Below are 24,341 nucleotides of genomic sequence, written 5' to 3'. Positions count from 1 at the left end.
ATCCAGAATCAAACAACAATCGTTACCTGCCGAATGCTTGGCGGAAGGCTGCGAAGTCGGTTAGGCTTACTAGGCCGTCGCGGTCGCTGTCGAGGCTGCTGTTGAAACCGTCTTCATTGATTTTTTTGCCGAAACTGCTGCGGAAATTGGCAAAGTCGGTGAGTCCGACTAGGTCGTCGCCTGAAGCGTCGCCGTACTTGCGGAAGAAGTTGTCGATCGGTTCCGGTGCAACACTGGCGAAACTGCCGCTGCGTTTGAATTTTAGTTCGTAGTTTCCGTTTGATAACGTTGGTTCGTTGTTATCGCTTAAATCACCCGCGACAGAATCGCCGCCGGTGAATGTTAACGTTGCGACTTGTCCGGCGATGTTAAGTTGCACGCCGGTGACAACTTCGTTGGTATCAAGATTGGTAATTTGAAAGTCGTCAACTGTTGCATCGACCGAACCGTCGAAGGAAACGGTGATCGATGTGATTTCGGATCGTGTTTGTCGATCGTTGTTGATAACGATCGAGCTGATGTTTCCTGAGCCTTGATACTGACCCGGCGTCGGTGATGAACCGGTCCAACTATCGGAGAAATTGCCGAGCGTTGTTGATGCGATCCGGTTGAGTGATTGACCGTCGCCATCGGCAGCGATCGCCCACGGTAGTTGGTCGTCGTAGAAGACTTCGTCGGACAGGACGTTGGGGATTTCCGTCTCATCAAGTCCCGGGGTATCGGGGCGCAGCAGTTTGACGATTCCATGGCTGTTATTGAGCGTGTCACCGAGCGGCCCAACCAGAACCACGTTCTGGTCGATGCCGTAGTGACTGCGAAACGCGTCTCGCAATCCAGTGTTAATCACGGGATCAAAGGTGACGGCAACCAGTGTTTCGCCCGCTGGAATTGACTGCCCATCGAAAACAAAATTCAAGTCGGTGTCACTGGTGACCGCCAGTCGCCAATCGGTCAGCAAGACGTCGTCCGATCCGGGATTGTACAGTTCCACAAATTCAAGGTCTCGATCGGACACGCCCGTAATGTCTGGATCAGTTGGGTGATAGTGAACTTCGCTGATTGTGATATCCGACCACGCGAATCCGCCATTGATTCGGCCGATCGATTCGGAAGCCAGCGGAGCTAGACGCGGCAAGTTGCCGGGGATTCGCCCCAGGCTTTGGCCGTTGAAGGTTGCAGCAAACTCGATCGCATCTTCAAAGCGACTGACGGTGATGCCATCGTCACTTTGCGAAAGCACGGCCTGTTCGCCGCCTGAATTAAGCAGGAACGGGATGGCTCCGGTGTTAAAGTCTGTTTCGTTAAAGCTAAGGTAGCCGCCCGCGGGAATGCTGGTGTTCAATGGGATTCGGTATTTAAGCGGTGCTTCCACGTCATCGCTTAGGTACCATCCGCCGATGTCGATCGCTGTGTTGGTTGGATTGAACACTTCGATTGAATCGAATTGCGGCAAGTCCGTGTGTGCCAAGATTTCGTTGATCACGATTCCCTGTGGAGCGACTCGTGCGGCACCCGGCGTCCCGCCAACGGTCACGCTGCCGCGCCACGAATACGGTTTGGACGCCAAGTTGTCTGGCGTGTTAACGGGATCCACCAATTCCAAGCTGGCACCGTTGCCGTCCGCCGTTACTGACCATAGATCACGATCGTCATAATCCACGTCCACAATTTCGTTGCCTGACGCATCTTCCAACCGAATGTTCTCGCCCCCGTTGGATAACGCACCCGTTGCCCATTGTCCGATGACTTTGTCGCCAATGTCGGTGGAATTGGCACTGCGGAAAGCTGCTTCGTTACTGACGATCAAAGCAAACTTACCGGGGCCAAGTGAAACACCTGACGGGATCACAAAATCAGTCGATGGTCCATCGGTCAGTGTCACGCCGCCAAGGTCGATGGTGAAGTCGCTGATGTTTTGAAGCTCAAGGAATTCAGCGTTGTTTCCTTCAACCGGGTTGTAGTGAATTTCCGTCAATCGAAGATTGCTTGCGTCGGCGGGCACCGTCGCGTTCACGTCGAACGTCGCATCGGAAAGTGCTGACCAGGTTCCGTCGTTGGTCAAAACACGTGCCTTGATTTGCGTCGCTTGATCGACATTGATTGACGAAGCCGCTGCATCTGAAAAAGTTGCGACTTCTAATGAAACGTCGAAACCAATGTCGCTGCTGGTGCGGCTGACTTGATGAATTTCCACCGCGATGGTGTTGTTTCCTGGAACTAAATAACTGCTGGGAATTGCAAACGAGGTGAAGGAAGCGTCGGTGATGACTCCGGTCGCAAACTGATCAAAAGCCGGGTTGGCGGGCAAGTTTCGTCTCGCTTCAGTGACCTCGACCCCATTGATGTAAACCGCAACGCCATCATCAAACTTCAAGTCAAGTGTCGCCGAAGCGATCTGCCCAGCGGGAACCGTAAACTGGTTTCGGAAATAAGTCGTAATGTGCTTGTTGTTGGCGTCCCCACCAAAACCTACCGTCGTGACTTCGCCATCGTTCCCGTAACCCAGCGGCGCAGGCCCCGATTGCCAAAGCGAATCATTGAATCCGGTCGATCGCCAAGTCGTCCCAAGATTGCTGCCGGTGTCGTCGTACTTCCAGACGGATCCTTGTTCGATCAGCGTTAGGTTTGTCGTTCCAGTGGCCACCGAAGCCGCAGCGGGATTAATGCCGCCACCAAAGTCACGTGGATCGCTGCCGTCGGTTGTGTAATGAATCGTGCCTTCGGATCCGACCAGAGTGACTGCGGTCCCGGGTTCCACGACCCCGCCAAGTTGTGACGTTCCTGCGACAAAAAATTCGGGTGCATCGGTGTCAGGAAATAGTGGTGCGGGAACCTGCACCGTGTAATTTCCTGCACCGTCTTTCAACCTAAGCTCAGTGTTCTTGAACTGCTCCAACGCCACTGGAACGCGTGTTGGAATGAAACTGTTCCGGAGGTCGTTGATCGCGTTTAGAAAATCACTTCGTAAACGCGGTGTCCCCGATTGTGCATCACCCCAACGTGCCGAGTTAGCGATCACGGCCAGGTCGATTTCGGACGTTGCCTGATCGATTCTCGCTTGAGTGGCCTCGACAGTTAGCAGTCCATTGTTGAAAAACGTTTCTTGAATCTTGTCGGCAAAAGCAATCCGATACTCATCGTTGGCCATCAACTGTTGATGCAACCACTGCGGGTTAAAGTAGGTCGAATCGTTGTCGAAGTTGGGTGAATTGAAGGGGCCGTTTCGGTCGATGTTGGGATCGCGCCAGGCGTGTTCGGCGTCATGCTGAAAGTACTTAAATCCTTCGCGTGCGGTGCGGTCTCGTATCGCAAAAAAGTTGTTGGGGCGTTCGTTGCCCAGGAAGTTGGAAATCGGCGCATCCAGGTTGCCTGATCGCAATGTATCAACCATGTAAACGATCAGATTTTCGACGTCCAACAACACTGGATAATTCAGGTTGTCGGATCCGTCGGGGTTCTTTCCCTGAGCCTTCAAGTAGTTTGCGTTATCGACGAACGCGGGCAAGTTGGTGTTGCCATCGCGAGCGGCAGCTTGCTGCCACAGTTCGTCGAATGCGTCACGGTTTCCATCGGTCGCTTCAACGGCCAGTCCCGAACCGCCTTCGGGTTTGAGCACGTCGTAGTTGTTTGCGTCGCCCCCAAAATAGGATTCGGCAAAATTGGCGTCGGCCCGTTCTTGAGTCTGATACATGCCCCAGTATTGGCCGTTGAGATACAAGTGAACCCATTTGCTTCGCGTTGACGGTTGACCAAGTTCCAATTGCGTCGTTCTGGCGAGAGCTTCGGTGACAAATTGGTTGCTCGGATTGCCCTCCCTGCTCCATGCGTAGTTTTGCGGACTGCGTAGATCTAGTTTTTCGAACTCTGACACACCTCGATCGCCATGAACGGGATACTCCAGCGTCGAGTCGCCGTAGACTCCGCGAAAGAACAGTTTGAACGAGTGCTTGGGGTTATCGAGATTTCGGCTGAATCCGCCGCGAATTCGCAGCCCCGCATTGACCTGGAATCCTTCGCTGCCGTCCGGGTTGATCCATTCGGCCGACGCAGGCCGTTCCCAATCCCGACCATCTTGCTGCGGGTTGGCGTAGATGCCGGTGTTTGGGTTGAACAGGTTGTCCAGGTCGGTGGTCAATGAGATCGTGGGCAGATCCAGCAAAGCGGCTTTGACCCGCGCCGCTGTTTCTATGTTGACGACTTCCGGATCGATCCCAAAGTCCATGGCGCGGTTGCCGTAATCGGTAGGCCAATTCGCTGGGGTGGATCCGTCGTTGGATTGGGTCAGGACATCGTCAAGAAACAGATAAGTGCGAGTCACGCTGGGTCGCGAAAAGAAGTCTTGCTTTGTCCCAATCGCTCGCAGCGTGGTTGTCGAGGTTATCGGAATCGGACCACTGTAAAGGGTTCCGTTAGTCGCTGATGGTTCACTCCCATCAGTGGTAAAGCGGATCGTTGCACCGGGGGTCGGTGTGGAAAGAGCAACCGTTTGTGGTGATTGATAAAAACCGGCTGGCAAGCTTACTTCGACTCGATCGACCAAGCCGAGCACGGGATCCACGTTAGCGGTTCCCGGAGTAGGCGTCGCGAAAAAGGTGGGCGACGAATCAAGAACTGATTGGCTAATCAACTCCGGTGCAATTAGAAAACTGCTGTCCCCAGCGGCAGAATTTAGCCCCTGAATCGCCAACACATTTTCGCCGGTCACGATGGCGTCGAGCGAATCGCTGGAAATGGAAATAGGCTCTAGCGACAGGACGTCGCTGGCCCGTCGATCCGCGGTTGCTGAGGAATTAAAAGCCAGCGATGTTGGTGCATTTCTGCGAGCCGCTTCGACTCCGTTGATGTACGCCACGAATCCATCGTCGTACCGCATGTTCAACAACACGGTGTCAATATCATTGCGATCATTGACGTTGAAAGGGATTCGCATGAATGCGGATGCATTCGCACCCTGCATCGTGGATTCCACGTCGGTTTGAACCAGGCCGGGTTGGTCGAGCGGAAGCCCAGCCAGTGACGTCAATCCGCCCGATGCGACATCGCCTACCAGTTCAAACGAATTGTTGAATGATGGCTGATTGCCTGGTGCAGCGAACAGTTCCACCGACCCGCCAAACGCGGCGTCGAAAAAGACTAACCGCAGGCTGTATTCGCCTGCGGTTGGCAGGTTAAAGGTTTCAATCGAATCTTCGTCACCGCGTGTCCCAGGCCATTCGGATTGATAGTCCACTCCGTCTTTGGAAAGCGTTAATCGAAATCCATCATCACTGTTGACGCCAAAACTCCAAGGGCCGGCCGATGGTATTTCGATGATCGACGTTGCCTCGATCGCAAAGTGATCGACGTCTTGACCAATGGTCAACGAAGGAAACGTCAAGTCGTTACCAAAGTTGCCACCAAGACCCGTGTTTAAAAAGTTGATAACGCTGACTTGATCCGTCGCCACGGACGCTTGATAGGCCGGTGTCGCCAACAGCGTTTCCGCTTCGGTGATGTTATCGAGCCGCCCGTTGTATCCGCTTGCCGGTTGAGCCTTGACGTAGCGGACATCAAAGCCAGGCGTGGCAACGCCAAAACCGATTCCGGTGTTGCCCGAATTCCACCCGCTGTCGTTAAAGCCGACGCTTTGCCAAGCATTCCCGATGGATGCATTCGGGATCAGGTAACTTGCTGTTGCACCAAGTTCGACCAGTGTGTCGGTTTGGAATTCGAATCCATAAGACAAGTTGTTTGATTGCGGCGGGTACTCGGGCGCGAACTCCGTAGCGATGGTTTGGTCGGGCTGAACGAGTGCTAGGTATTCACCGCTTGAAGACAAGCCGAAGTTCGTATGTAGCTGCTCCGATGCAACGGCTCGATCTTTTCCCGAAGCAAAAACGACGATGGACTCGCCGGCTTCTAAATCAACGGCCGGGAAAGTCCACTTGTCCGGTTCGTCGGCGTCATCGGTTAAGCCCCATCCATCCAGGCTAAACGTCTCACTGGTCGGATTGTAGATCTCAATCCAATCGCTCGAATCGCCGTCAACGTCTTCCAGGCCACCCGAATTTGATGCGAGGAATTCGGAAATGATGGGAGTCGCCGCCATCACTCGTCGAGTTTCCAGTGTTTCAGAAAATAGCTTTCGACGACTGAATCGGCGGGTTGCATTGATCATGAACGAAGAGATCGCGATTCGGGAAAAAGAGTGTTTGTGCCCTGCAGTTGCACCTTGCAGCATACCTAACGCGACAAACACATAGCATTATCCGCAATAAACTCCCGGTTTAATGATGCGACAAAGAGGGGGTGGGAAACGCCCTTCGGTGTGGTTAGCGACTGGCATCGCAACAGCTTGTTGAGTTAGAAACGGTTCCCCGTTTGCCAACCCGAACGCGTAAGCGAGGGATCTTGTCTGGATAGAAAATCCCTCGCTCAGAAAACCGATTAGTCCAGTGTCTTGCCGGGGTGCTTTGCCAGTGTCTTTAACAGTGTTCTTTAACAGTGTCTTTAACAGTGTCTTGCCTCCACGCCCGTGTTTCGCTAATCTTCGCATCCCAATTACTGCGGGAATTCCATGGACTTTCCTAGGGACTCGCAGTTTTTTACACCCAAATCCTTCGCAAAAGGGACGAAGGGCGACCGTGAGTTAGGCGTCGATTGACGTCCACGAATGCCCTGGAGTCGGGATTTCGCGTCATTTTGGTTCACCGAATCTGATTAGATTCACCGAATCTGATTCCGCAAAGCTCTCTCTCGTAGCCCGCGACGGGAAAAAAACTAAGGAAACTACGCTAGTGTCAAATCCGATCGTCAAAGAAATGATCGAAGCCGGTGTGCATTTTGGCCACCGAACCAGTTTGTGGAATCCAAAGATGGCTCCGTACATCTTTGGTCGCAAAAACCAGATTTACATCATGGACATCCGTGAAACGCTTCGCGGAATGCTCCGAGCCAAAAAATACCTCAGCCAAGTCGCCGCTGGCGGTAGCCTGATCCTGTTTGTCGGTACCAAGCGTCAAGCTGGTGAAGCCGTCGAAGCCCAGGCAACTCGTTGTGGCATGCCGTTCGTCAGTGAGCGTTGGCTTGGTGGAACGCTGACCAACTTCCGCACGATTCGCAGCCGATTGACCCGCCTGGAAGAGCTGGAAGAATTGCGAACCAGCGAGCGGATCAATGAGTACAGCAAAAAGATGCAGTCGTCGCTCAACCGCGAATACCGCAAGATGTACCGCAACTTGAACGGTTTGCGCAGCATGAACCGCCTTCCTGAGTGCTTGTTCATTGTCGATCCCGGCAAAGAACGCAATGCAGTTCGCGAAGCCAAGCGATTGGGCATCCCAACGGTTGCGCTGATCGATACTGACAGCGATCCCAGCCAAGTCGATTTGCCGATTCCCGGTAACGATGACGGAATTCGCAGCGTCGAATTGATCCTGAAGCAAATGGCGGACGCAGTGATCGCCGGCAAGGGCCAGCACGCGATGAGCAAGGGCGGCGACGAGAAACCAGCTCCAGCAGCAGCCGCGCCACCGCAACCTGCTGCGGAAGCCGCACCTGCTGCCGAAGCCGCACCTGCTGCAGCGGAACCAGCGGCCGAGGCCGTTGCGGAAGCAGCACCGGTTGCAGAAGCTGCCCCTGCGGCGGACCCACCAGCCGAAGGCTAGGCCATTCCTGGTAAAGCGGCCGGCGACGAACGCGTTCGGTCAATAATTTAAGCGAACGCCGAGCCAAGGCATTGGCCCGGCGTTCCTCTTTTCGGTTCAGCGTGCCCGAACCTTTCGACGTCGGGGCTGTTCCAAGAATGTTTCAATCAACGAAAATTTAAGATCTTGTAGGAAGAAGAAATATGGCTATTTCAGCAAAAGACGTAAGCGAACTGAGGAAGTCGACCGGCGCTGGCATGATGGATTGCAAGAAGGCGTTGCAAGAATCCGGTGGCGATTTGGAAGGTGCTTTGGATTACCTTCGCAAGAAGGGCCAGAAGGTCGCCGCCAAGCGTGCCGATCGTGAAGCCAACGAAGGCGTGGTCGTCGCGATGACCGAAGGCAACAAAGGCATTTTGTTGGCACTAAGCTGCGAAACTGACTTCGTTGCCAAGAACGAAGCGTTCATCGAATTGACCGAAACCGTTGCCAAGCTTGCGATGGACGCGGGTGCGAAGACCAAGGAAGACGTTATCGGTCTGAAGATGGACGACACCACCGTCGGCGAACGTTTGGTTCTGGAAACCGGCAAGATCGGCGAAAAGATCGAAGTGTCGGACTTTCAAGTCATCGAAGGCGACAACATCACCTCGTACATCCACGCGGGCAGCAAGATCGGCGTTTTGGTTTCCTACAAAGACGGCGGCAAAGACGAAGCGTCGCAGTTCTTCCGCGGTGTCGCGATGCACATCGCCGCGATGAGCCCATCGATTCTGCATCCCGATGAATTCGAGGCAGATTTTGTTGCGAAAGAGTGCGAGTCGCTTCAAGCACAGATCATCGCCGAAAATGAATTGAACGAAAAGGAAAACCTTGGCAAGCCAGTCAAGAATGTTCCTCAGTTCGCCAGTCGTCGTCAGTTGACGCCGGAGGTTTTGGCCGCTGCTGAGGACGCGATCAAGGCGGAACTGAAAGCCGAAGGCAAGCCAGAGAAAATCTGGGACAAGATCGTGCCCGGTAAGATGGACCGCTTCATCGCCGACAACACGCTGTTGGATCAAGAGCGTTGTCTGCTGAGCCAGTTCTTTGCTTTGGACGATAGCAAGACAGTGGAAGCTGCTACCAAGGATCTTAGCTCGGAAGCTGAAATCGTTGCATTCCGTCGCGTTTCAGTAGGTTAGCACTGAATTTTTCGCAACCCGAATGCGTAAGCCGGGGATTTCACGTAGATCCCTCGCTTACGCGTTCGGGTTGTGATTGAAGGCCTGTCCTGGCCGAATCCAAACTACAAAGAAACCTCGTTGGCCCACTCGGTTCAGCGAGGTTTTTTTGTTTATGATCTAATTCATCGGCCACTCACTCATCCTGTTACTTTTTTTGCATACCGCTCATGTCAAACGATCCTGAACCGTCATCGCTTCAATACCAACGCGTCATTTTGAAACTCAGCGGTGAGAGCTTGGCCGACGGTGGTGGTCGTGGGATTAGCGGTGTAGAAGCGGGCCAGATCGCGGCCCAGATTGCAGACGCTCACAAAAGTGGATGCCAGATTGCGATCGTGATCGGCGGCGGCAACATTCTGCGTGGTGCTCAGTTTTCGGGTAGCAATTCGTTTGTTCAGGAATCGACCGCCCATTCAATGGGAATGCTGGCGACCGTCATCAATTCATTGGCAATGCAGGATGCCCTGGAAAACGTTGGGCTGCAAACCCGAGTCATGTCGGCTGTCCCGATTGAAAAGTTCGCCGAAACCTTCATTCGCCGTCGAGCGATTCGCCACTTAGAAAAAAATCGCGTCGTGATTTTGGCCGCGGGAATCGGTAACCCATTTGTGACCACCGACACCGCGGCAGCGCAACGCGCGTTAGAATTGGATGCCGACGTGATCCTGAAAGCAACGCGAGTCGATGGCGTCTACAGCGATGATCCGGAAAAGAATCCTCACGCCGTCTTGTACGAATCCTTGTCGTACAAGGATGTGATTGAAAAAAACTTGAAGGTCATGGATGCTACCGCGATCGCGCTTTGTCATGAACATGCCAAGCCAATTTTGGTCTTTAACTTCAAGAAAGATGGCAACATTGTCAAAGCAATTTCAGGTGATACCGTTGGCACCTGGATCGGCAAAGCTTGACCCAGATTTTCGACTCAATCTTTACCCTTCACGTTTTTACTTTTAGCAACAGCACTCGTCAAAAAGAGGACGCATCATGTCAGTCGCAGAAACATTGATGGACGCCGAAGAACGCATGGAAAAAGCAATTTCGGTGTTGCAAAACAATCTGTCTGGAATCCGTACCGGCCGCGCCACGCCCGGATTGGTCGATTCGATCAAGGTGGATGTTTACGGCTCGTCAACTCCGCTGAAACAGCTAGCTTCGGTCGGCACGCCCGAGCCTCAGCAGATCGTGATTCGCCCCTACGACGCGGCGACGATCAAGGAAATTGAAAAAGCGATTGTCGCGGGCGATCTTGGACTGAACCCGCAAAACGATGGCCGTTTGATTCGATTGAACGTGCCACCGCTTTCGACCGAAGTGCGTCAGAAAATGGTTTCGCGAATCAAAGAGCTAGCCGAAGATGCCAAAATTGCGATTCGCAACATTCGTCGCGATGCCAACAAGGCCGCCGACACCGCCGAAAAAGAGAAAGAGATTGGCGAAGACGAACGCGACACGCTGAAGGATGACGTCCAAGAATTGACCAAGAAGTTCGAGGCCCAGGCTTCAGAGATGGCAAAGGCTCGCGAAGCAGAAGTAACGGACCAATAACAATCCGTTAAACCGCATGGGCATCGCCCAACGCCGTGAAGGGTTTCTCAATCGTTTAACCGCGTTGGGCATCGCCCCGCGCGTCGTGCGGCACCGAACGCGCGGGGCGATGCCCACGCGGCTAAACGAACTAACACGTGTTTTCCGAGACCAAAACTCTTCACGGCGTTGAGCTCTACCCGACTGAACCCTGGCGGGCCCAGCTACGAGAGAGTTTGCCAAATAAGGAACTTGTTTCAGGACAGTTGCTTCGTTGGTTGTGATTAGATCTCGATGGTTTGCTGGTCGTTGATGGCGAGGGTGCTTGGTTCGCAGGTGGTTGCCATTTCGATTTGTACGGCCCAGCGGCCGTTGGCGTCGGGGGTGACGATCCAGTGGGGTTGGACGCAGACGCTTTGGTGGACGGCTTCAAAACCGCCTTCGCTTTGGCTGACTGTTTCCACGGGGAAAGCCCAGATTCCGCTGGGGCGATCAATGCCTAGCGAAATGTCGACTCCTAGCCAACGGTCGGACAGGCCCAAGTAGGTCGCGCCGTGAAGGTCTAATTGTTGGCCGAGTTGGCCCAGTTGGTTTCCGTCTAAATCGCTGAAATAGCGATCGTCTGCACCGGAGGGTAGGCCAGCGAAATTCATCTCGATGGCGAAGTGGAGCGGTTGGTCCTGTGGCAGGTTTTCCAACAGGTAAGCAATCGACAATCGATCGCTGTCGGCCACCATCGTGACCGCTTTGGTCATCGTGATGGGAATTCCCCACGCGTTTCCTTCGCGGCGCATCTGAACCTGAACGCGGTCGCTACCTCGGCGGATTTTTGTTTCAAATGGCATTTCGACAAAGTCGCCGCGCTCCATCGATTCACCTCGGTGGACTGAATCGAGGGTTGCTTCGGTATCGTAGAAGTGGTCCATCAAACTCTTGCGGGCGAACTGGTCGTACTGCAATTGCTGATCCAGTCCTTCTTGTTTGAACACAACACGGTCATGGATGCTGGCAACGTTTTCGTCACCGCTGCTGGGTCCGGCCAAAACTTTGCGATGGTAGCTTTCGGGACGTCGCTGTAGCGTGGCGAGCAAGTTATGGCTGATGTCGCGGACATCAAGTTCGTACAAACGGCCACCTTTGCCGGGTGCGATCCAGGCACAAAGTTTGTTGTTGCTAAGCCGGACTTCTTGCAGCCCGTCAAAGTCGTAGTCTTGGGCGGTGGCTTCAACAGTGCCAGCGTCTTTGCCCAAGGCACGATCAAGTCGCGTGTCGGCTTCGATTAAGTGTTGGTAGACAGCGTTGCGGAGATGAGGCAGATAAACGCCACCGAACGCACCGTGCCAATAAGGACAATTACATTGACCACGATAGAGATGGTCGCGGATCACCGCCAATTCACCTGCATCGACGCCGTCCGATTTTGCCTCGCGAACCCGGCGGCTGATGTCCATCATCCTGGCGTACATCTCGTTAGTTTCTTCGTACTTGGTTTTGAAGTTGCGCCAGTATCCGCCTTGGATGTAGGTCTGCAGCGATTCCCATCGTGGGTCGTCGTGCATGCTATGGCTTAGGTCGTCCAGCGTTTCTTGGGCTTCGACAGGCAACGACCACTGAGTCATTTCGCGGTAGCTGCAATCGGGCAGGTACGCTTTTCCCTGGGCAGGCGTTTGTGCAACGGCTTCGCCCAGCGTACACGTGCTGAGCCAATCCGCGTTGTCGGAAAGCGCATTGAAGAAACGCTTTAGCCAGCCGTCGCGGTAGACGTGGGTTTGCGTGTCGGGCCAGGTACCAAATTTTTCGCCGTCATCGCCGAAGGTTAAGACGGCACCGGGTGACGCCTGGGATACTTCGCGGCAGTATTGAATCGTTTCTTCGACGGGGCGGAATGGGATCGTGTATCGCAATCGTTCGCTGCCGGGAAAGATTTTCAGCATCCGGCCATCGTCTTCGGTCAGGAAATAACCTGTCAGTTGATCGTCGCTGATTCCGGCACCGCGAAAGTGGTAATCGTCCAGGACGGTGTACTCGATGCCTGCGTCAACAACGTTACGGGTCAGTGAAGTTTCCCAAACGCGTTCGGGCATCCACATGCCAGTCGGCGTGCTGCCGAATTGTCGATGCAGCCAAGTGCTGTAGGCTTGGATTTGTCCGATCTGATCCTCGGCGGGCAGCATCGTCATGATGGGTTCGTAATGAGGGCCGCCGATAATTTCGATCCGGCCAGCATCAACCAGCATTCTGACGCGATCGATGTATTCAGGATGTCGCTCGGCCAACCAATGCATCAATGGGCCAGAGGTGTGCAGCGAGATCCGCAGCTTTTCGTAAGGCTCAAAGACTTCCAGAAATGGAAGGTAACTGTCTTGGTACGCTTGCTCGAAGACGTTGTCAAAGTTGCCGATAGGTTGGTGGTTGTGAAGAACCAAGCAAAGATGGGCAGCAGTCATAGAGCGGTATCTATCTGGGTGGGAGACCAAGAATGTTAAAAGCCAGATCGCATGAAACTGACAAAGCAATGGTCTACCGTGTCAGCGCAGCTTCCTGGTTAGAGCTGTATCGGTTGTGGCGTTTGGCAGAGTTGACTTAAACTGAGTCTGGTGCCTTGCTGTCAAATTTTACAGGGTTAACTGGAAAACTCTAAAGCGTCAGACGCGGATCTTCCGCGATCGCTCGGTACCGATACTGGCGTGCGGCGAATTCGGGCAATACCGGATTGATCATCGATCCGCTGGCCCATTCAAAGCCAGCAACTTGCGTGATTCTTGGGAAGATGTCGATCGACCAATGAAAGGCTTCGGACGAATCTTCGATACCGCTTGGCTTCGTGCTGAGGTAATAGTTGTACGCCGCACCGGGTTGCAACGTTTCCAGCCAACCGATCACTCGGTAAACCATCCGGGAAACTGACCGGAGCGATTGATCGTCCAGATCTTCAAAGCATTCTTGGTGTTGCTTGGTCGTGACGCGGACCATCATCGGCAAATGACTGGCGAAGGGACAAAACGCAATGGAGTGTTCATCTCTAGCGATCACGCGTTCTTTTTGACGCCGCTCTTCGCGAACCATGTCGCACATCAGGCAGCATCCGGTGCTTGCACGGTGGCGTTTCATGCGACCAAACGACTGCTCGATCATCGGCGGGACTTGGTTCGTCGCAACGATCTGGCTGTGCGAATGAGATAACGAAGCACCAGCTTGTTGACCGACATTTTTGAAGACGTTGGCGTACTTCACATTTGGATCGTTGCGGAAGTGCAGCAAACGATCACGATAAGCACGAAAAACAAGTTCGGCTTCGGTGATGGAGACGTCGGTCAGCGAGTGAGCGTGGCGACGGCTTTCGATGACGACTTCATGACCGCCGAAGACCGGGCTGCTGGGGAATAGTGGCGAGCTGTTTGATAGCGCGAGCGGTAGCTGGGTTTTGCTGTCCGACGGGAAAGGTGACGCGTCCACCGCCGGATACTTGTTTGGAACCACTCGAACCGTCCACGCAGGATCACATGGTTGCTTGTCATCCGGATTGGTGTCGATTCGGAATGCCGAATCTTTGGTGCGAACGACTTTTCCGACCCATGTTGGGCTCGGCGTCTGGTCTTCGTTGCCGCAGCAAAACGGGCAATCAAGATTTTTATTCGTCGTAACACCGGCTTCGATAAACTCGTGCGGACGATCTTCGCGACCGGTCGCATAGACGGTCCACGTATTCCGCAGCACATCGAACCGCGTGTGCGAGTTTTGACCAATCGACGGTTTTCCCGGTGATGAAACTGGGAATAGGGCTTCCGGATGCTCATCACCATTCAGGGCATCCACGCTGATCTTGGCATGCTTGAAAGATGCTGCCTGTGACATTGCGTGGCCTTTAGATATTAAATGATGGTGGCAGGTTCGGGCGTTCCGAACAATGCAAAAGTCACTGAACCAGAGTCCCAGGGGGGAGCTAAATACTACGTTGCATCGCTCACCTACATTAGATTTACCTGATTGCTTCGGTCTTCTCTACCAGAAACGATAGTTTTTAGACTGATTTTTGAAAAACCTCGCGGGCAGTGTCACCTCAATTGCGCTTAAGGGTAAGAGTTTGCTCATAAAGCTTTACGTACTCTTTTGCGCTATGTGTCCACGACCAATCCTGGTTCATTCCGGCGGCAACCAATTGCGCCCAGACATCCGGTCGATGATATCGAGTTTCCATGGCGCGGTTGATCGCTGCATCTAATCCGTCGGCATCGATTGATTCAACGTAAAAGCCCGACGCGGTTCCCAGCTTGATGGTTTCTTCGTTGCAATCGACAACGGTGTCAGCCAATCCGCCGGTTGGTGTGACAATAGGAACCGTTCCGTAACGAAGGCTGTAAAGCTGATTCAGTCCGCACGGTTCATAGTGGCTTGGCATCACAAAGACATCGCTGGCCGCTTCGATTTGGTGAGCCAATTTGTCACTGAAGCCAACGTGCAAACCAAATTGACCAGGATATTCCTTGGCAAGTGCCAGTAGTTCTTCCTCGTACTGTTCTTCACCGCTGCCAAGCACGACCCACTGAGTCGGACGTTTTTCGGCTAAGTGTCGGCGCAGCACCGGCAGGATCATGTCCCAACCTTTTTGGCTGGCAAGTCGCCCAACCAATCCGATCAACGGCACGTCGCGACTTTCTTGCATGCCGAAGTGATGCTGCAAGGCAAGTTTGTTGAGTGATTTGCCAGCTTGCCAGTCATCGACATCAAAGTTGGTGATCAGATGCGGATCCAGTTTTGGATTCCAGACGTTGACATCAATCCCGTTGATGATTCCGGTCAGGCGATCCGAAGCGGTGGAGAGAACTTCATTCAAACCGCATCCTTCCTGAGGAGTGCGTATTTCCTGTGAGTATCGCGGACTGACCGTCGTGATTTGGTCAGCAGTAACTAGCCCTGTTTTCAGGAAATTGACTTGATCGTAGTACTCGAATTCGTCTTTGTTGAAATGACGCCAATCCAGACCAGTCATAGGAAACACCGACTTATCAAATTGTCCTTGATAAGCCAAGTTGTGGACGGTCATGATCGATTTTGTTTGCGGACCAATCCACGACCAGCGATCCGATTCGGCTTTGATGAACGCGGGCACCAATCCGGTTTGCCAATCGTTGCAGTGAACGATATCGACCGACCAGTCCATCCGAGCAATGACCTGCATCGCTGCGCGGCAAAAGAAAATAAACCGTTCGGCGTTGTCGGGGTAATCGCCCGCTGGGGTTCCGTAAAGTGAGTCGCGATCAAAGTACTGCGGCTGGTCGATCAACCACACCGGCACATCGCTGTCGGGCAAGGTCGTGGTCAGCAATCGAGCGCCGACCAGCTTTCCCGCGCCAGCAATGTTTTCTGGTCCCAGCGGAATGGCAAAGCTGATGTTCGTTGTTTTGATCGGAATGCCAGCTTGATGAACGCTGCGAAAAGCTGGCATGATCACGGCCGCTTGATGCCCAAGATCAGCAATTCGTTTAGGAAGGGTTCCGCATACATCCGCAAGTCCACCTGTCTTTGCAAACGGAACTGCCTCAGTCGTCAAATAAACAATATTCAATGGATCGTGTGAGGTCTGAACAAGGAGGAAGCGGCTTGGAAATCGTCAAAACGATTGATGTCGAGCTGAACCGACGATCCAAAGGGGAACGTTCTGGTCCTGAGTTTAATCAAATTGGCCTGCGGCGTCTTGGGATTGAACTGTCAGTTATGAACACTATCGGATCATCAAGTCATGTTCGTTACAATCATTACGATGGCGATCGAGCTAAACGAATTCTGGAGTCGGCTGGTGCAAGCTGGCGTGCTTGACGCACGCCGGTGCAAGTTGCTGACGCAGCAGTATCAAGAAGCCAGCGGCGGAAATTCACCTAGCCAGGCAGACGAGATCGCCCGTTTTCTTGTCAAGAAGAAGGTGATTACTCCGTTCCAGTCCGACGCGTTTCTTGCGCCGCAGCCAGTCGAATTGCGGCTGGGACCGTATCTGATCCGCGATCCGAAAACCGCTGCGCCGTTTGGACGGTTCGCCCAAGCAGTACGCACGACAGACGGAGCGATCGGCATTTTGCTAAGAGCTGGAATCGAGAATCCTTGGCTGGAAAAGCATGCCGCGATCGATGCACCAAACCTGCAACCACTGGCTGCAGATATCATCGGTGATTACCAAGCCGTGTTTAGCGCTATCGGCGAAGGGAAAGTGTTGTCGCGGAGGCTGAGCGATCAGGCCTGGTCAACTCAATCGGTCGTTTCGCTAGGAATCAAACTTGCCAGCGCCTTGTCAGTGATGCATGACGCGGACATCGTTCACGGGGCAGTGCGAGCGGATCGTGTTTGGATTCGAGATGATGGTGAAGCGATCCTGCTGCGTGAACCATCGGGCCCTGCATTGGCAATGTCGCAAGCCTCGCTAGCCAATGATTGGCTCGAAACGATCGACGATCCTTCGCTGTATATCGCACCCGAACTTTTACTGAGCCCAGGAAATGACTCTGGTAAAAGTTCTGCAAATTCTGGAAATACTGATCAGTCAATTCCAACTCGGTCGTCGGATCTCTACAGCCTCGGTTGTTTGTTGTTTCGCTTGGCCAGTGGTCGGTATCCGGTGGTTGGCAGAACGACCGAGCAAACACTCGGTCTGCATGCGACCGAGATTCCGATCGAATTGTCCACTGCGATTGAGCAGGGTGAGAAGGGAGCTCCGCTGTATCGAGTGCTGGCATACGCAATGGCCAAGTCGCCCGAAGCCCGGTTTGCCGATGCCAGCCAATTGGCAACCGCCCTGAAAGCTGTCGGCACTGAAGTAGGCCGGAACAAGCGAAGCGAAGTTCCGGCAACAGCGGCACAGGCTACGTCCCGATCGCCTGAGGCCACTGCATCAAAAGAGAAGCGGAAAGAGAAAAAGCAGGCCAGCACAAAGTCAGGAAACGTAGAGCCAGAGAATCCGCAGCCAACCGTACCGCCGCAGCCAATGATGCGTTCACGCCGGAAACGTAAGAGCCGTGCGCCATGGGTGCTGGGCGGGCTGGCGGGCGTGGTGGTTTTGCAAATCATCGCATTAAGCTTGATGGATCCAACCCAACCGGTTGTCCGTCGCCGAGCCGAATTTGTTCCGCCCGCCGTTATCCCGCGTGTGTCCAATCGTGCGGTACGCGAGAGTGTGGTTTCCGACGCGACAAAACCGAAGCAGGCTTCTAGTTCGACGATTGAATCGGACGAATACCAGCTAGTCCAAGATCAACGTCTGCTTTACGCTCCGCCCTCGCAAACCGCCGCGAATCCGATCACGCTTGATCTGTTACCGCCGGGGCCAGCGATGGTCGTTTCGGTACGTTTGGCCGATCTTCAGAAATCGACGTTTGGCCAGTCGATGTTGGACGCGTTTTCGCCCGACCTGCAATCGATCATCGATTCGATGGTCAAACGAATGGGCGTTTCCGCCGATACAGTTTCCCGCGCGACGGCGGCCTTTTACTCGGGCCGCGGAAGTGATCCAATCGAAGTTGCGGTTTCGGTGACGCTAGAACAGCCGCAACCGATGCAATCGCTTTTAAAAGTCTGGGATGTCAGTGCCGCCAGGACTCGTGAAGGGCAAACCATCTATGTCGGCGATGAACCCAATTCAGACGCCTACTACTTGCCGCTGGACCAAGCGAAAGAAAAGCTGATCGATCGTTTTGCAGTCGGGTCGATTGATTCAATTTCCGAGTTGGCATCCATTGACGGCGAACCGATTCCGTTGCCCCGTTCATTGAAATCACTTTGGGATGCGACTGATCAGGACACCGACGTTTGTGTATTGGTGAGTTCGAATTTTTTGTTCGCCGATGGTCGATCATTGCTGCAACAGTCGATGCCGCAAGCAATCGATCCACTACGACGACTGCTAGTTTCTCATACCTCAGCGTTTTTGTTGGTTGCGGATTCTCCGACGCAGTCTTCGGATACGCAGCAGGTGTATTCGGAAATCAGGTTTTCTGCCTTAGGCGGAATCACGGGTGCATCTCTTGCCAGGTTGGTTGGTGATAGAATTGAGCAATGGCCAGAATGGGCAGACCAGTTTTCTGCCGCCGCCCGTCCGGATAAATCCTGGCAACCGCTCGCTCGGCGATTACCGGCAATGGTCAAGTTTGTCGCCAATCGCATCCGAGTCGGAGTCGATGACCGAACGGCGGTCGCCAATGTTTACCTGCCGGCGATTGCGGTGCCGCAGATATCGCTCGGTACCGTTTTGGCAATGAACACGCCCGTCGGGGGAATCGCTGATGCAGACAAAGTCGATGGCGAATTGTTGACGGTCGATCAAATTCTGGATCGGCCCATGTCGGTTTCGTTCGGACAAGAATCGTTGGAATTTGCGATCGATGCGATCAAGGATTCGCTTGGCCAACAATTGCCGTCGGGCAACAAGGTTCCAACGATTCAAATCATCGGAGGCGATTTGCAGTTGATGGGGATCACGCAAAATCAGCAGATTCGGGATTTTGCCAAGCAAGATCTACCACTGCGGCAGGTGCTGACTGATTTGGTCGTCGCGGCCAATCCCGACAAATCGGCGACTGGCCCGGCGGACGAGAAGCAATCGCTGATTTGGGTGGTGACCGGGGCATCGGACGACCGTCAGATCTTAGTGACGACGCGTCAGGCGGCACAAACAAAAGAATACGCACTGCCACCGGAATTTCAGCCGTAGCGTAAAAATGTCGCCTCTCGATCTCAGACCGTAAATTTGTCCCAACCCGAACGCGTAAGCAAGGGACCGGATCCGCCCGGTATCCCTCGCTTACGCGTTCGGGTTGGGATTTGGTGGGATCCAATCTCATGAAGTTGTTTTGGGCCAATTCTTTAGTCACCAATCGACTTGGTCATTTTCGTTCCGGCGGACGCACGAATCGGGTTTTAGAACCGGGATCAGCGATTACACTGGGCCGCTGTTGCCCGGTGTGGCTGGATTATCAAGATTTCAACAGAAAAGCGATTCGTTCGATGCGTGTCATTGTTACAGGTTCAAGTGGTTTGATTGGCTCGGCGGCTGTCCGTCACTGGGATGCTCTTGGTGATGAGGTCATCGGCATCGACAACGACATGCGGGCGACTTTTTTCGGCCCGGACGGCAGCACCAAGTGGAACCAGTCTCAGCTTGAAAAAGAGACCAAGAATTTCCGTACTGTTTCAATCGACATTCGCGATCGCGAAAAGGTCTTGGATCTGTTCAAGAACGAAACGCCCGATCTGATTATCCACTGTGCCGCTCAACCGTCGCATGACAAGGCCGCCGAGATCCCGTTCTTGGATTTCGAGGTCAATGCGAACGGTACTTTGAATTTGTTGGAAGGAACGCGGCAGTTTGCACCTGAGGCTGTGTTTTGCCACATGAGCACCAATAAGGTTTACGGTGACGCGCCCAATGAATTGCCACTCGATGAGCTTGAAACACGTTGGGAGTATGCGGACAAAAAAGACTTCCATGGCATCGATGAAAACTGCCGCATTGACCAAACGATGCACTCGCTTTTTGGTGCCTCCAAAGCAGCCGCCGATATTCTGGCTCAGGAATACGGCAAGTACTTTGGTCTGAAAACGGGTGTGTTCCGAGGCGGATGTTTGACGGGAGCCAGCCATAGCGGCGTCGAACTGCACGGGTTCCTCAGTTATCTCGTTCACGTTGCCGTTGCCAAAAAGCCGTACACGATTTTTGGTTACAAAGGCAAGCAGGTTCGTGATCAGATCGAGTGCAGTGATGTTGTCAAAGCATTCGAGGCATTTTCAAAGAATCCCCGACCGGGCGAGGTTTACAATATCGGCGGCGGACGTGACAACGCGGCCAGCGTGCTGGAGTGTATTTCGCTGATCGAAGAAATTGGTGGTCACAAAATCGATTTCAAGCTGGGCGAAGATAATCGCAAGGGCGACCACATCTGTTATATCAGCGATCTGCGAAAGCTTCGTCGGGATTATCCGGATTGGGATATCCGCGTTTCGTTGCGAGATATTCTGTCGCAGATGATTGCATCCGAGGAAGCAAAACTGTCCGCACCCGCTTAGCCGATTGTAGCGGAGGTTGTCCCAACCTCCTGTTTCGGTTCGTTTGCAAAGCCAACGAGTTTAAGACAAACTCGGCTACAGGCTGACACTCCAAAGTTCCAGTTGTGCCGGAAAAAACAAAAGGAAGGGTTAACCTGCCAAGGCTCGCTCTTCCGCTGGCAAAATTAGGTGAACATTCGAGCGGTGGGTCAACAACGCGTCCTAGTTTTGGTGTGAGGACATCTCCTCACTCCTTCACTTGATGCACTTCGAGCCTGTTTCGATTCGATGCCCACCAAATCCGACTACGTACCGATCAGCGTTGCAACTCTGTTGCCAACTGAAGTCGTTGGTTTGGATCTTTTTCAACAAGAAGTGCCTGGCAAGCTGCAAGCCGGCCATCAAGAAGTACTGGAAAAATACAATCTGTATCGAGCTTCCGAGTATCCGCTAACGATCGATGATCTCGATCGATTGCGTGGTCGCGGTGTCCATCGCTTGTACATTAGCAAATCGTCGCAGCCGACTTACCAGAAGTATCTTCGCAAGCTTGCGACCAGTGCCGCCAATAGCTCCATTCCCCTGACCGCCCGAGCCGGCGCACTCAACGAAGTCGTTCGCGATGTCTTGCAATCTGCGTTTACTCGTGACAATGCCGATCAAACGATCAGTGCGGCAGAAAAACTGGGCAGCCTGACTGCGGATATCATCACGAGTGACGAGTTTGCGACAAGCGATTTGTTTGACGTGTTGCACCACGATTACGCCACGTTCACTCATTCAGCAAACGTTGCCTTTTATTGCGGGATGCTTGGTGCCGAACTTGGATTTAGCAAAGAAGATATCCAGGCCGTCACGACCGGCGGCTTGCTTCACGATCTTGGCAAGTTGGAAATCGGCGAAGAGATTCTTTGCAAACCAGGACGACTAGATGAAAGCGAATTTCGTCGGATCAAGATGCATCCGTTGTTGGGTTTTCGCAAGCTTGCTCATCGAACGGATATTTCCGAAGCCCAGTTGATGATGGCTTATCAGCATCACGAACGACTCGATGGCACAGGCTATCCCGTCGGTCAAAAAGAAGATTGTATCCACCCGTGGGCAAAGCTTTGCTCAGTCGTCGATGTTTTTGAAGCCTTGACCAGCCAACGCCCTTACCGCAGCCCAATGCCCCATCGCAAAGCAATCGAAGTGCTTCAACGTGACAGTGGCATCGCCTTTGACCCGGAGATTTTGCAATGCTGGATAGCGATTATCCAACGCAATTTGGAGACCTGATCCAATCAGTTCGATGGGACATTGAATTGCCGATGCAGTGGCAAGATTTCTTTGAACAGCGTGGGGAAGTTCCATCCTACGTTGACGACGATCGTTCGAGCCAGCGTTTGAAGGTTCGGACGCATGGGATCGCATGGGTCGAGCGTTCGCTTCCGTTTCGGTCGCGTAGTACAGAACCGATCGGTGTCTACACACGCGACTTTTCAAGAAACGGCACTGGTTTCTTGAGCTCGTTTGAGATTTTTCCTGAAGAGAACATCCGAATCGTTCTGCCGACATTCTGGTGTCGATTGCACGTTCGACGCGCCCGTCGAATTACCAGCAAGTGCTACGAAATCGGCGCAGCATTGGTCAGTCGCCACGACCCAAGCCTGGAAGCATTTGAACCCGTCTGTCCGGCGATGGTTTAAGGATTTCGCGTCAGTCGCATCACGCGGATGGGATGCTCCGGGTCATCTTCTAGATCGATTTGATGTTCTTCGTATCGCCACGGATGATCTTTGATCCACTGGCGAAACTCATTCGCGATGATTCGATAAGGATCGCTCAACAGAACTTGCCCGCCGTCGGCTAGGTGCGTTTCTAGGCACTGGATCAACTCTGGCCACAGCGTTCGCAAGTAGGTGACATCGCTGCCCAAGATCAGCGGAAAGCGGTCGCCATCGATTTGGTCTTGTCCAAATCGTAATCGCTGAATTTGGCAATCAAGTTCGTTCTTACGGACACTCGTTTCGACCAATCCCAGCGGATCATCGACGCCATCGGTCAGGGTGACATCAGCACCTCGTACGGCAGCGGCGATTCCTGCGTGTCCCGTTCCGCAGCCGACTTCCAAGATCCTGGTTCCGGTAATGGGAATTTGTTCGAGATATCGATCCAACCCTGACGCCGCACGCCATGTGGCGGCCCAAAACGGATCGATCACGCCTTGTTCGCCAGCATCCTGGCGCTCGCACGCATCGATCAACATGCCGTCGGGGTCTGACGCGACAGCTAGCGGCAGATCACGGCCAGCGATGCGGGTGGTTTCCCAGTGCCAAGCAAAATTAAAGGTTTTGTGCTGTGCAAGATCGAGTGCTTCCTGACTTTGCTGATTCATGATTGTGACTCTGATTCTCGAATCCACTGGGCGGCTTCGGGGGCAAAGTAGGTTAGCACGCCATCCGCGCCGGCACGCCGAAATGCCATCAAGCTTTCCATCACACATGCCTTTCGATCCAGCCAACCATTTTGCGCCGCCGCACTGATCATCGCGTATTCGCCGCTGACTTGATACGCATAGGTTGGTACCGCAAAGGTATCTTTGACGCGGCGAACGATGTCCAAGTACGGCATCCCCGGTTTGACCATCACGCTGTCAGCACCTTCGGCCAAATCCAAAGCGACTTCATGCAGGGCTTCGTCGGATTGAGTCGGCGATTGTTGGTAAGTCGCTTTGCTGCCACCGGCCAAATTGCCAGATGATCCGACGGCGTCGCGAAACGGTCCGTAAAACGCGCTGGCGTACTTGGCGGCGTACGACATGATTTGAACTTCGGTAAAACCAGATGCGTCCAGCGATTTTCGTATCGCACCGATCCGCCCATCCATCATGTCGCTCGGCGCGATGATGTCACAACCAGCCTGGGCTTGGACGATTGCTTGTTGCTGCAAGACCGGAATCGTTTCATCGTTGACGACGTAGCCATCTTGGACCAATCCGTCCTGTCCGTGGCTGCTGTAGGGATCCAACGCGACATCGCAAATCAATCCGATGGAATCACCGAATGCTTGTTTGACTTGTCGAACCGTTCGGCAGACCAGATTGTCTGGATTGATTGCTTCCGCTGCGTCTTCAGTCTTTAACGAAGGATCGGTTGCTGGAAAGATGGCGATAGCGGCGATGCCTAGTTCGACAGCCCGTTCGACTTCAAGTTGAATCTGATCGGTTCCCAATCGATCCACACCGGGAAGGCTATCGATGCGCTGACGACCCTGGCCATCGAAAACAAAAAGCGGCCAAATCAGGTTACTGGCACTCAGTTGATTTTCCGCCACCATCCGTCGCGCCCAATCATGTCGTCGGGTGCGTCGCATGCGCGTGGCAGGGTAGGGGCCTCGTTGGAAATTTGTCATGAGAGGAATGCTGGGGTGAAGTGCTTTTCAGCCACGAAGTGGCGACAGCATTTAGCCTGGGGCGACAGCCAACGCCGTGAAGGGTTTCTTAATCGTTTAACCGCGTTGGGCATCGCCCCGCGCGTCGTGCGGCACCGACCGCGCGGGGCGATGCCCACGCGGCTAAACGAACTAACACGTGTTTTCCGAGACCAAAACTCTTCACGGCGTTGGGCGACAGCCCCAAAATGTATAGGAAAGCTAGTTCGGGAGTCCCGAAGGGGTGGCAGCATGTTAGCTACGGATCCTATTGCTGTCGCCCCTTCGGGACTTTCTGTCCACGATTTCGTCTACGCGGGGCTGACGCCCAACGCCGTGAAGGGTTTTTAAATCGTTTAACCGCGTTGGGCATCGCCCCGCGCGTTCGGTGCCGCACGACGCGCGGGGCGATGCCTGGACCGCTAAATCTTTGGTATTGCATCAGTTCTCGTTTGCGCAGGTTTCATTCTCACCGCGACGTTGAGTGCTTCCGCCGGGCTTGCCCCGGACGGAGCGGCAACTGGAAGCT

Annotated in this window: 14 protein-coding genes; 8 read left to right on the top strand and 6 right to left on the bottom strand. The window is 53.6% G+C overall.

Annotated features, from left to right (window positions below):
* Positions 1–22: 22 nt before the first annotated feature.
* Positions 23–6,157 (bottom strand): lamin tail domain-containing protein, encoded by a 6,135-nt coding sequence (locus RC85_RS12955; protein ID WP_068263351.1) that lies wholly within the window; start codon positions 6,155–6,157, stop codon positions 23–25.
* A gap of 619 nt (positions 6,158–6,776) precedes the next feature.
* Here RC85_RS12955 and rpsB point away from each other — a divergent pair.
* The 4 genes from rpsB (at position 6,777) to frr (ending at position 10,396) form a co-directional block, all read left to right on the top strand.
* Positions 6,777–7,646: a 30S ribosomal protein S2 gene (gene rpsB, locus RC85_RS12950; protein WP_068263348.1), complete on the top strand. Its 870-nt coding sequence runs from the start codon at positions 6,777–6,779 to the stop codon at positions 7,644–7,646.
* A gap of 182 nt (positions 7,647–7,828) precedes the next feature.
* Positions 7,829–8,806, top strand: a complete 978-nt coding sequence (gene tsf / locus RC85_RS12945; protein ID WP_068263345.1) for a translation elongation factor Ts — start codon at positions 7,829–7,831, stop codon at positions 8,804–8,806.
* A gap of 209 nt (positions 8,807–9,015) precedes the next feature.
* Entirely contained in the window at positions 9,016–9,759 is a 744-nt protein-coding gene (gene pyrH, locus RC85_RS12940; protein ID WP_068263344.1) for a UMP kinase, read from the top strand.
* 76 nt (positions 9,760–9,835) lie between these two features.
* Entirely contained in the window at positions 9,836–10,396 is a 561-nt protein-coding gene (gene frr, locus RC85_RS12935) for a ribosome recycling factor (protein WP_068263342.1), read from the top strand.
* 263 nt (positions 10,397–10,659) lie between these two features.
* On the opposite strand, the gene RC85_RS12930 is transcribed toward frr, so the two are convergent.
* The 3 genes from RC85_RS12930 to glgA all read right to left on the bottom strand — a co-directional run bounded on the left by RC85_RS12930 (position 10,660) and on the right by glgA (position 15,941).
* Positions 10,660–12,822 (bottom strand): alpha-amylase/4-alpha-glucanotransferase domain-containing protein, encoded by a 2,163-nt coding sequence (locus RC85_RS12930; RefSeq protein ID WP_068263339.1) that lies wholly within the window; start codon positions 12,820–12,822, stop codon positions 10,660–10,662.
* A gap of 190 nt (positions 12,823–13,012) precedes the next feature.
* Complete coding sequence (locus RC85_RS12925) at positions 13,013–14,230, bottom strand: galactose-1-phosphate uridylyltransferase (protein WP_068263336.1); 1,218 nt, start codon at positions 14,228–14,230, stop codon at positions 13,013–13,015.
* Between the two features lie 205 nt (positions 14,231–14,435).
* Positions 14,436–15,941, bottom strand: a complete 1,506-nt coding sequence (glgA, locus tag RC85_RS12920; RefSeq protein ID WP_068263333.1) for a glycogen synthase GlgA — start codon at positions 15,939–15,941, stop codon at positions 14,436–14,438.
* 174 nt (positions 15,942–16,115) lie between these two features.
* Between glgA and RC85_RS12910 the strand changes: the two genes are divergently transcribed.
* The 4 genes from RC85_RS12910 (at position 16,116) to RC85_RS12895 (ending at position 22,089) form a co-directional block, all read left to right on the top strand.
* Entirely contained in the window at positions 16,116–19,070 is a 2,955-nt protein-coding gene (locus RC85_RS12910; RefSeq protein ID WP_149752833.1) for a serine/threonine protein kinase, read from the top strand.
* Between the two features lie 293 nt (positions 19,071–19,363).
* Positions 19,364–20,422, top strand: a complete 1,059-nt coding sequence (locus RC85_RS12905; protein ID WP_068263393.1) for an NAD-dependent epimerase/dehydratase family protein — start codon at positions 19,364–19,366, stop codon at positions 20,420–20,422.
* 267 nt (positions 20,423–20,689) lie between these two features.
* Complete coding sequence (locus RC85_RS12900; protein WP_068263324.1) at positions 20,690–21,679, top strand: HD-GYP domain-containing protein; 990 nt, start codon at positions 20,690–20,692, stop codon at positions 21,677–21,679.
* Positions 21,640–22,089, top strand: coding sequence for a hypothetical protein (locus RC85_RS12895; protein WP_084422617.1), 450 nt, complete (start codon positions 21,640–21,642; stop codon positions 22,087–22,089). Before RC85_RS12900 ends, RC85_RS12895 begins: the two co-directional genes overlap by 40 nt.
* Here RC85_RS12895 and RC85_RS12890 read toward each other — a convergent pair.
* Together RC85_RS12890 and hemB are read right to left on the bottom strand one after the other, a co-directional pair.
* Positions 22,086–22,778: a methyltransferase domain-containing protein gene (locus RC85_RS12890; RefSeq protein WP_068263321.1), complete on the bottom strand. Its 693-nt coding sequence runs from the start codon at positions 22,776–22,778 to the stop codon at positions 22,086–22,088. The genes RC85_RS12895 and RC85_RS12890 overlap by 4 nt on opposite strands.
* Positions 22,775–23,755 (bottom strand): porphobilinogen synthase, encoded by a 981-nt coding sequence (gene hemB, locus RC85_RS12885; protein ID WP_084422616.1) that lies wholly within the window; start codon positions 23,753–23,755, stop codon positions 22,775–22,777. The genes RC85_RS12890 and hemB overlap by 4 nt, the downstream gene beginning before the upstream one ends.
* Positions 23,756–24,341: the final 586 nt, after the last annotated feature.

It is taken from the genome of Rubripirellula obstinata (assembly GCF_001642955.1).
GTDB classification, from domain to species: domain Bacteria; phylum Planctomycetota; class Planctomycetia; order Pirellulales; family Pirellulaceae; genus Rubripirellula; species Rubripirellula obstinata.
The sequence above is the reverse complement of the archived record's forward strand: the minus strand, read 5'-3'. Positions and strand labels throughout refer to the sequence as shown.

Bases quoted from the DNA above. Each gene is read 5' to 3' on its own strand.
- RC85_RS12955 (WP_068263351.1), bottom strand. From the start codon at position 6,157: ATGATCAATGCAACCCGCCGATTCAGTCGTCGAAAGCTATTTTCTGAA.
- tsf (WP_068263345.1), top strand. From the start codon at position 7,829: ATGGCTATTTCAGCAAAAGACGTAAGCGAACTGAGGAAGTCGACCGGC.
- pyrH (WP_068263344.1), top strand. From the start codon at position 9,016: ATGTCAAACGATCCTGAACCGTCATCGCTTCAATACCAACGCGTCATT.
- frr (WP_068263342.1), top strand. From the start codon at position 9,836: ATGTCAGTCGCAGAAACATTGATGGACGCCGAAGAACGCATGGAAAAA.
- RC85_RS12930 (WP_068263339.1), bottom strand. From the start codon at position 12,822: ATGACTGCTGCCCATCTTTGCTTGGTTCTTCACAACCACCAACCTATC.
- RC85_RS12925 (WP_068263336.1), bottom strand. From the start codon at position 14,230: ATGTCACAGGCAGCATCTTTCAAGCATGCCAAGATCAGCGTGGATGCC.
- RC85_RS12910 (WP_149752833.1), top strand. From the start codon at position 16,116: ATGTTCGTTACAATCATTACGATGGCGATCGAGCTAAACGAATTCTGG.
- RC85_RS12905 (WP_068263393.1), top strand. From the start codon at position 19,364: ATGCGTGTCATTGTTACAGGTTCAAGTGGTTTGATTGGCTCGGCGGCT.
- RC85_RS12900 (WP_068263324.1), top strand. From the start codon at position 20,690: ATGCCCACCAAATCCGACTACGTACCGATCAGCGTTGCAACTCTGTTG.
- RC85_RS12895 (WP_084422617.1), top strand. From the start codon at position 21,640: ATGCTGGATAGCGATTATCCAACGCAATTTGGAGACCTGATCCAATCA.
- RC85_RS12890 (WP_068263321.1), bottom strand. From the start codon at position 22,778: ATGAATCAGCAAAGTCAGGAAGCACTCGATCTTGCACAGCACAAAACC.
- hemB (WP_084422616.1), bottom strand. From the start codon at position 23,755: ATGCGACGCACCCGACGACATGATTGGGCGCGACGGATGGTGGCGGAA.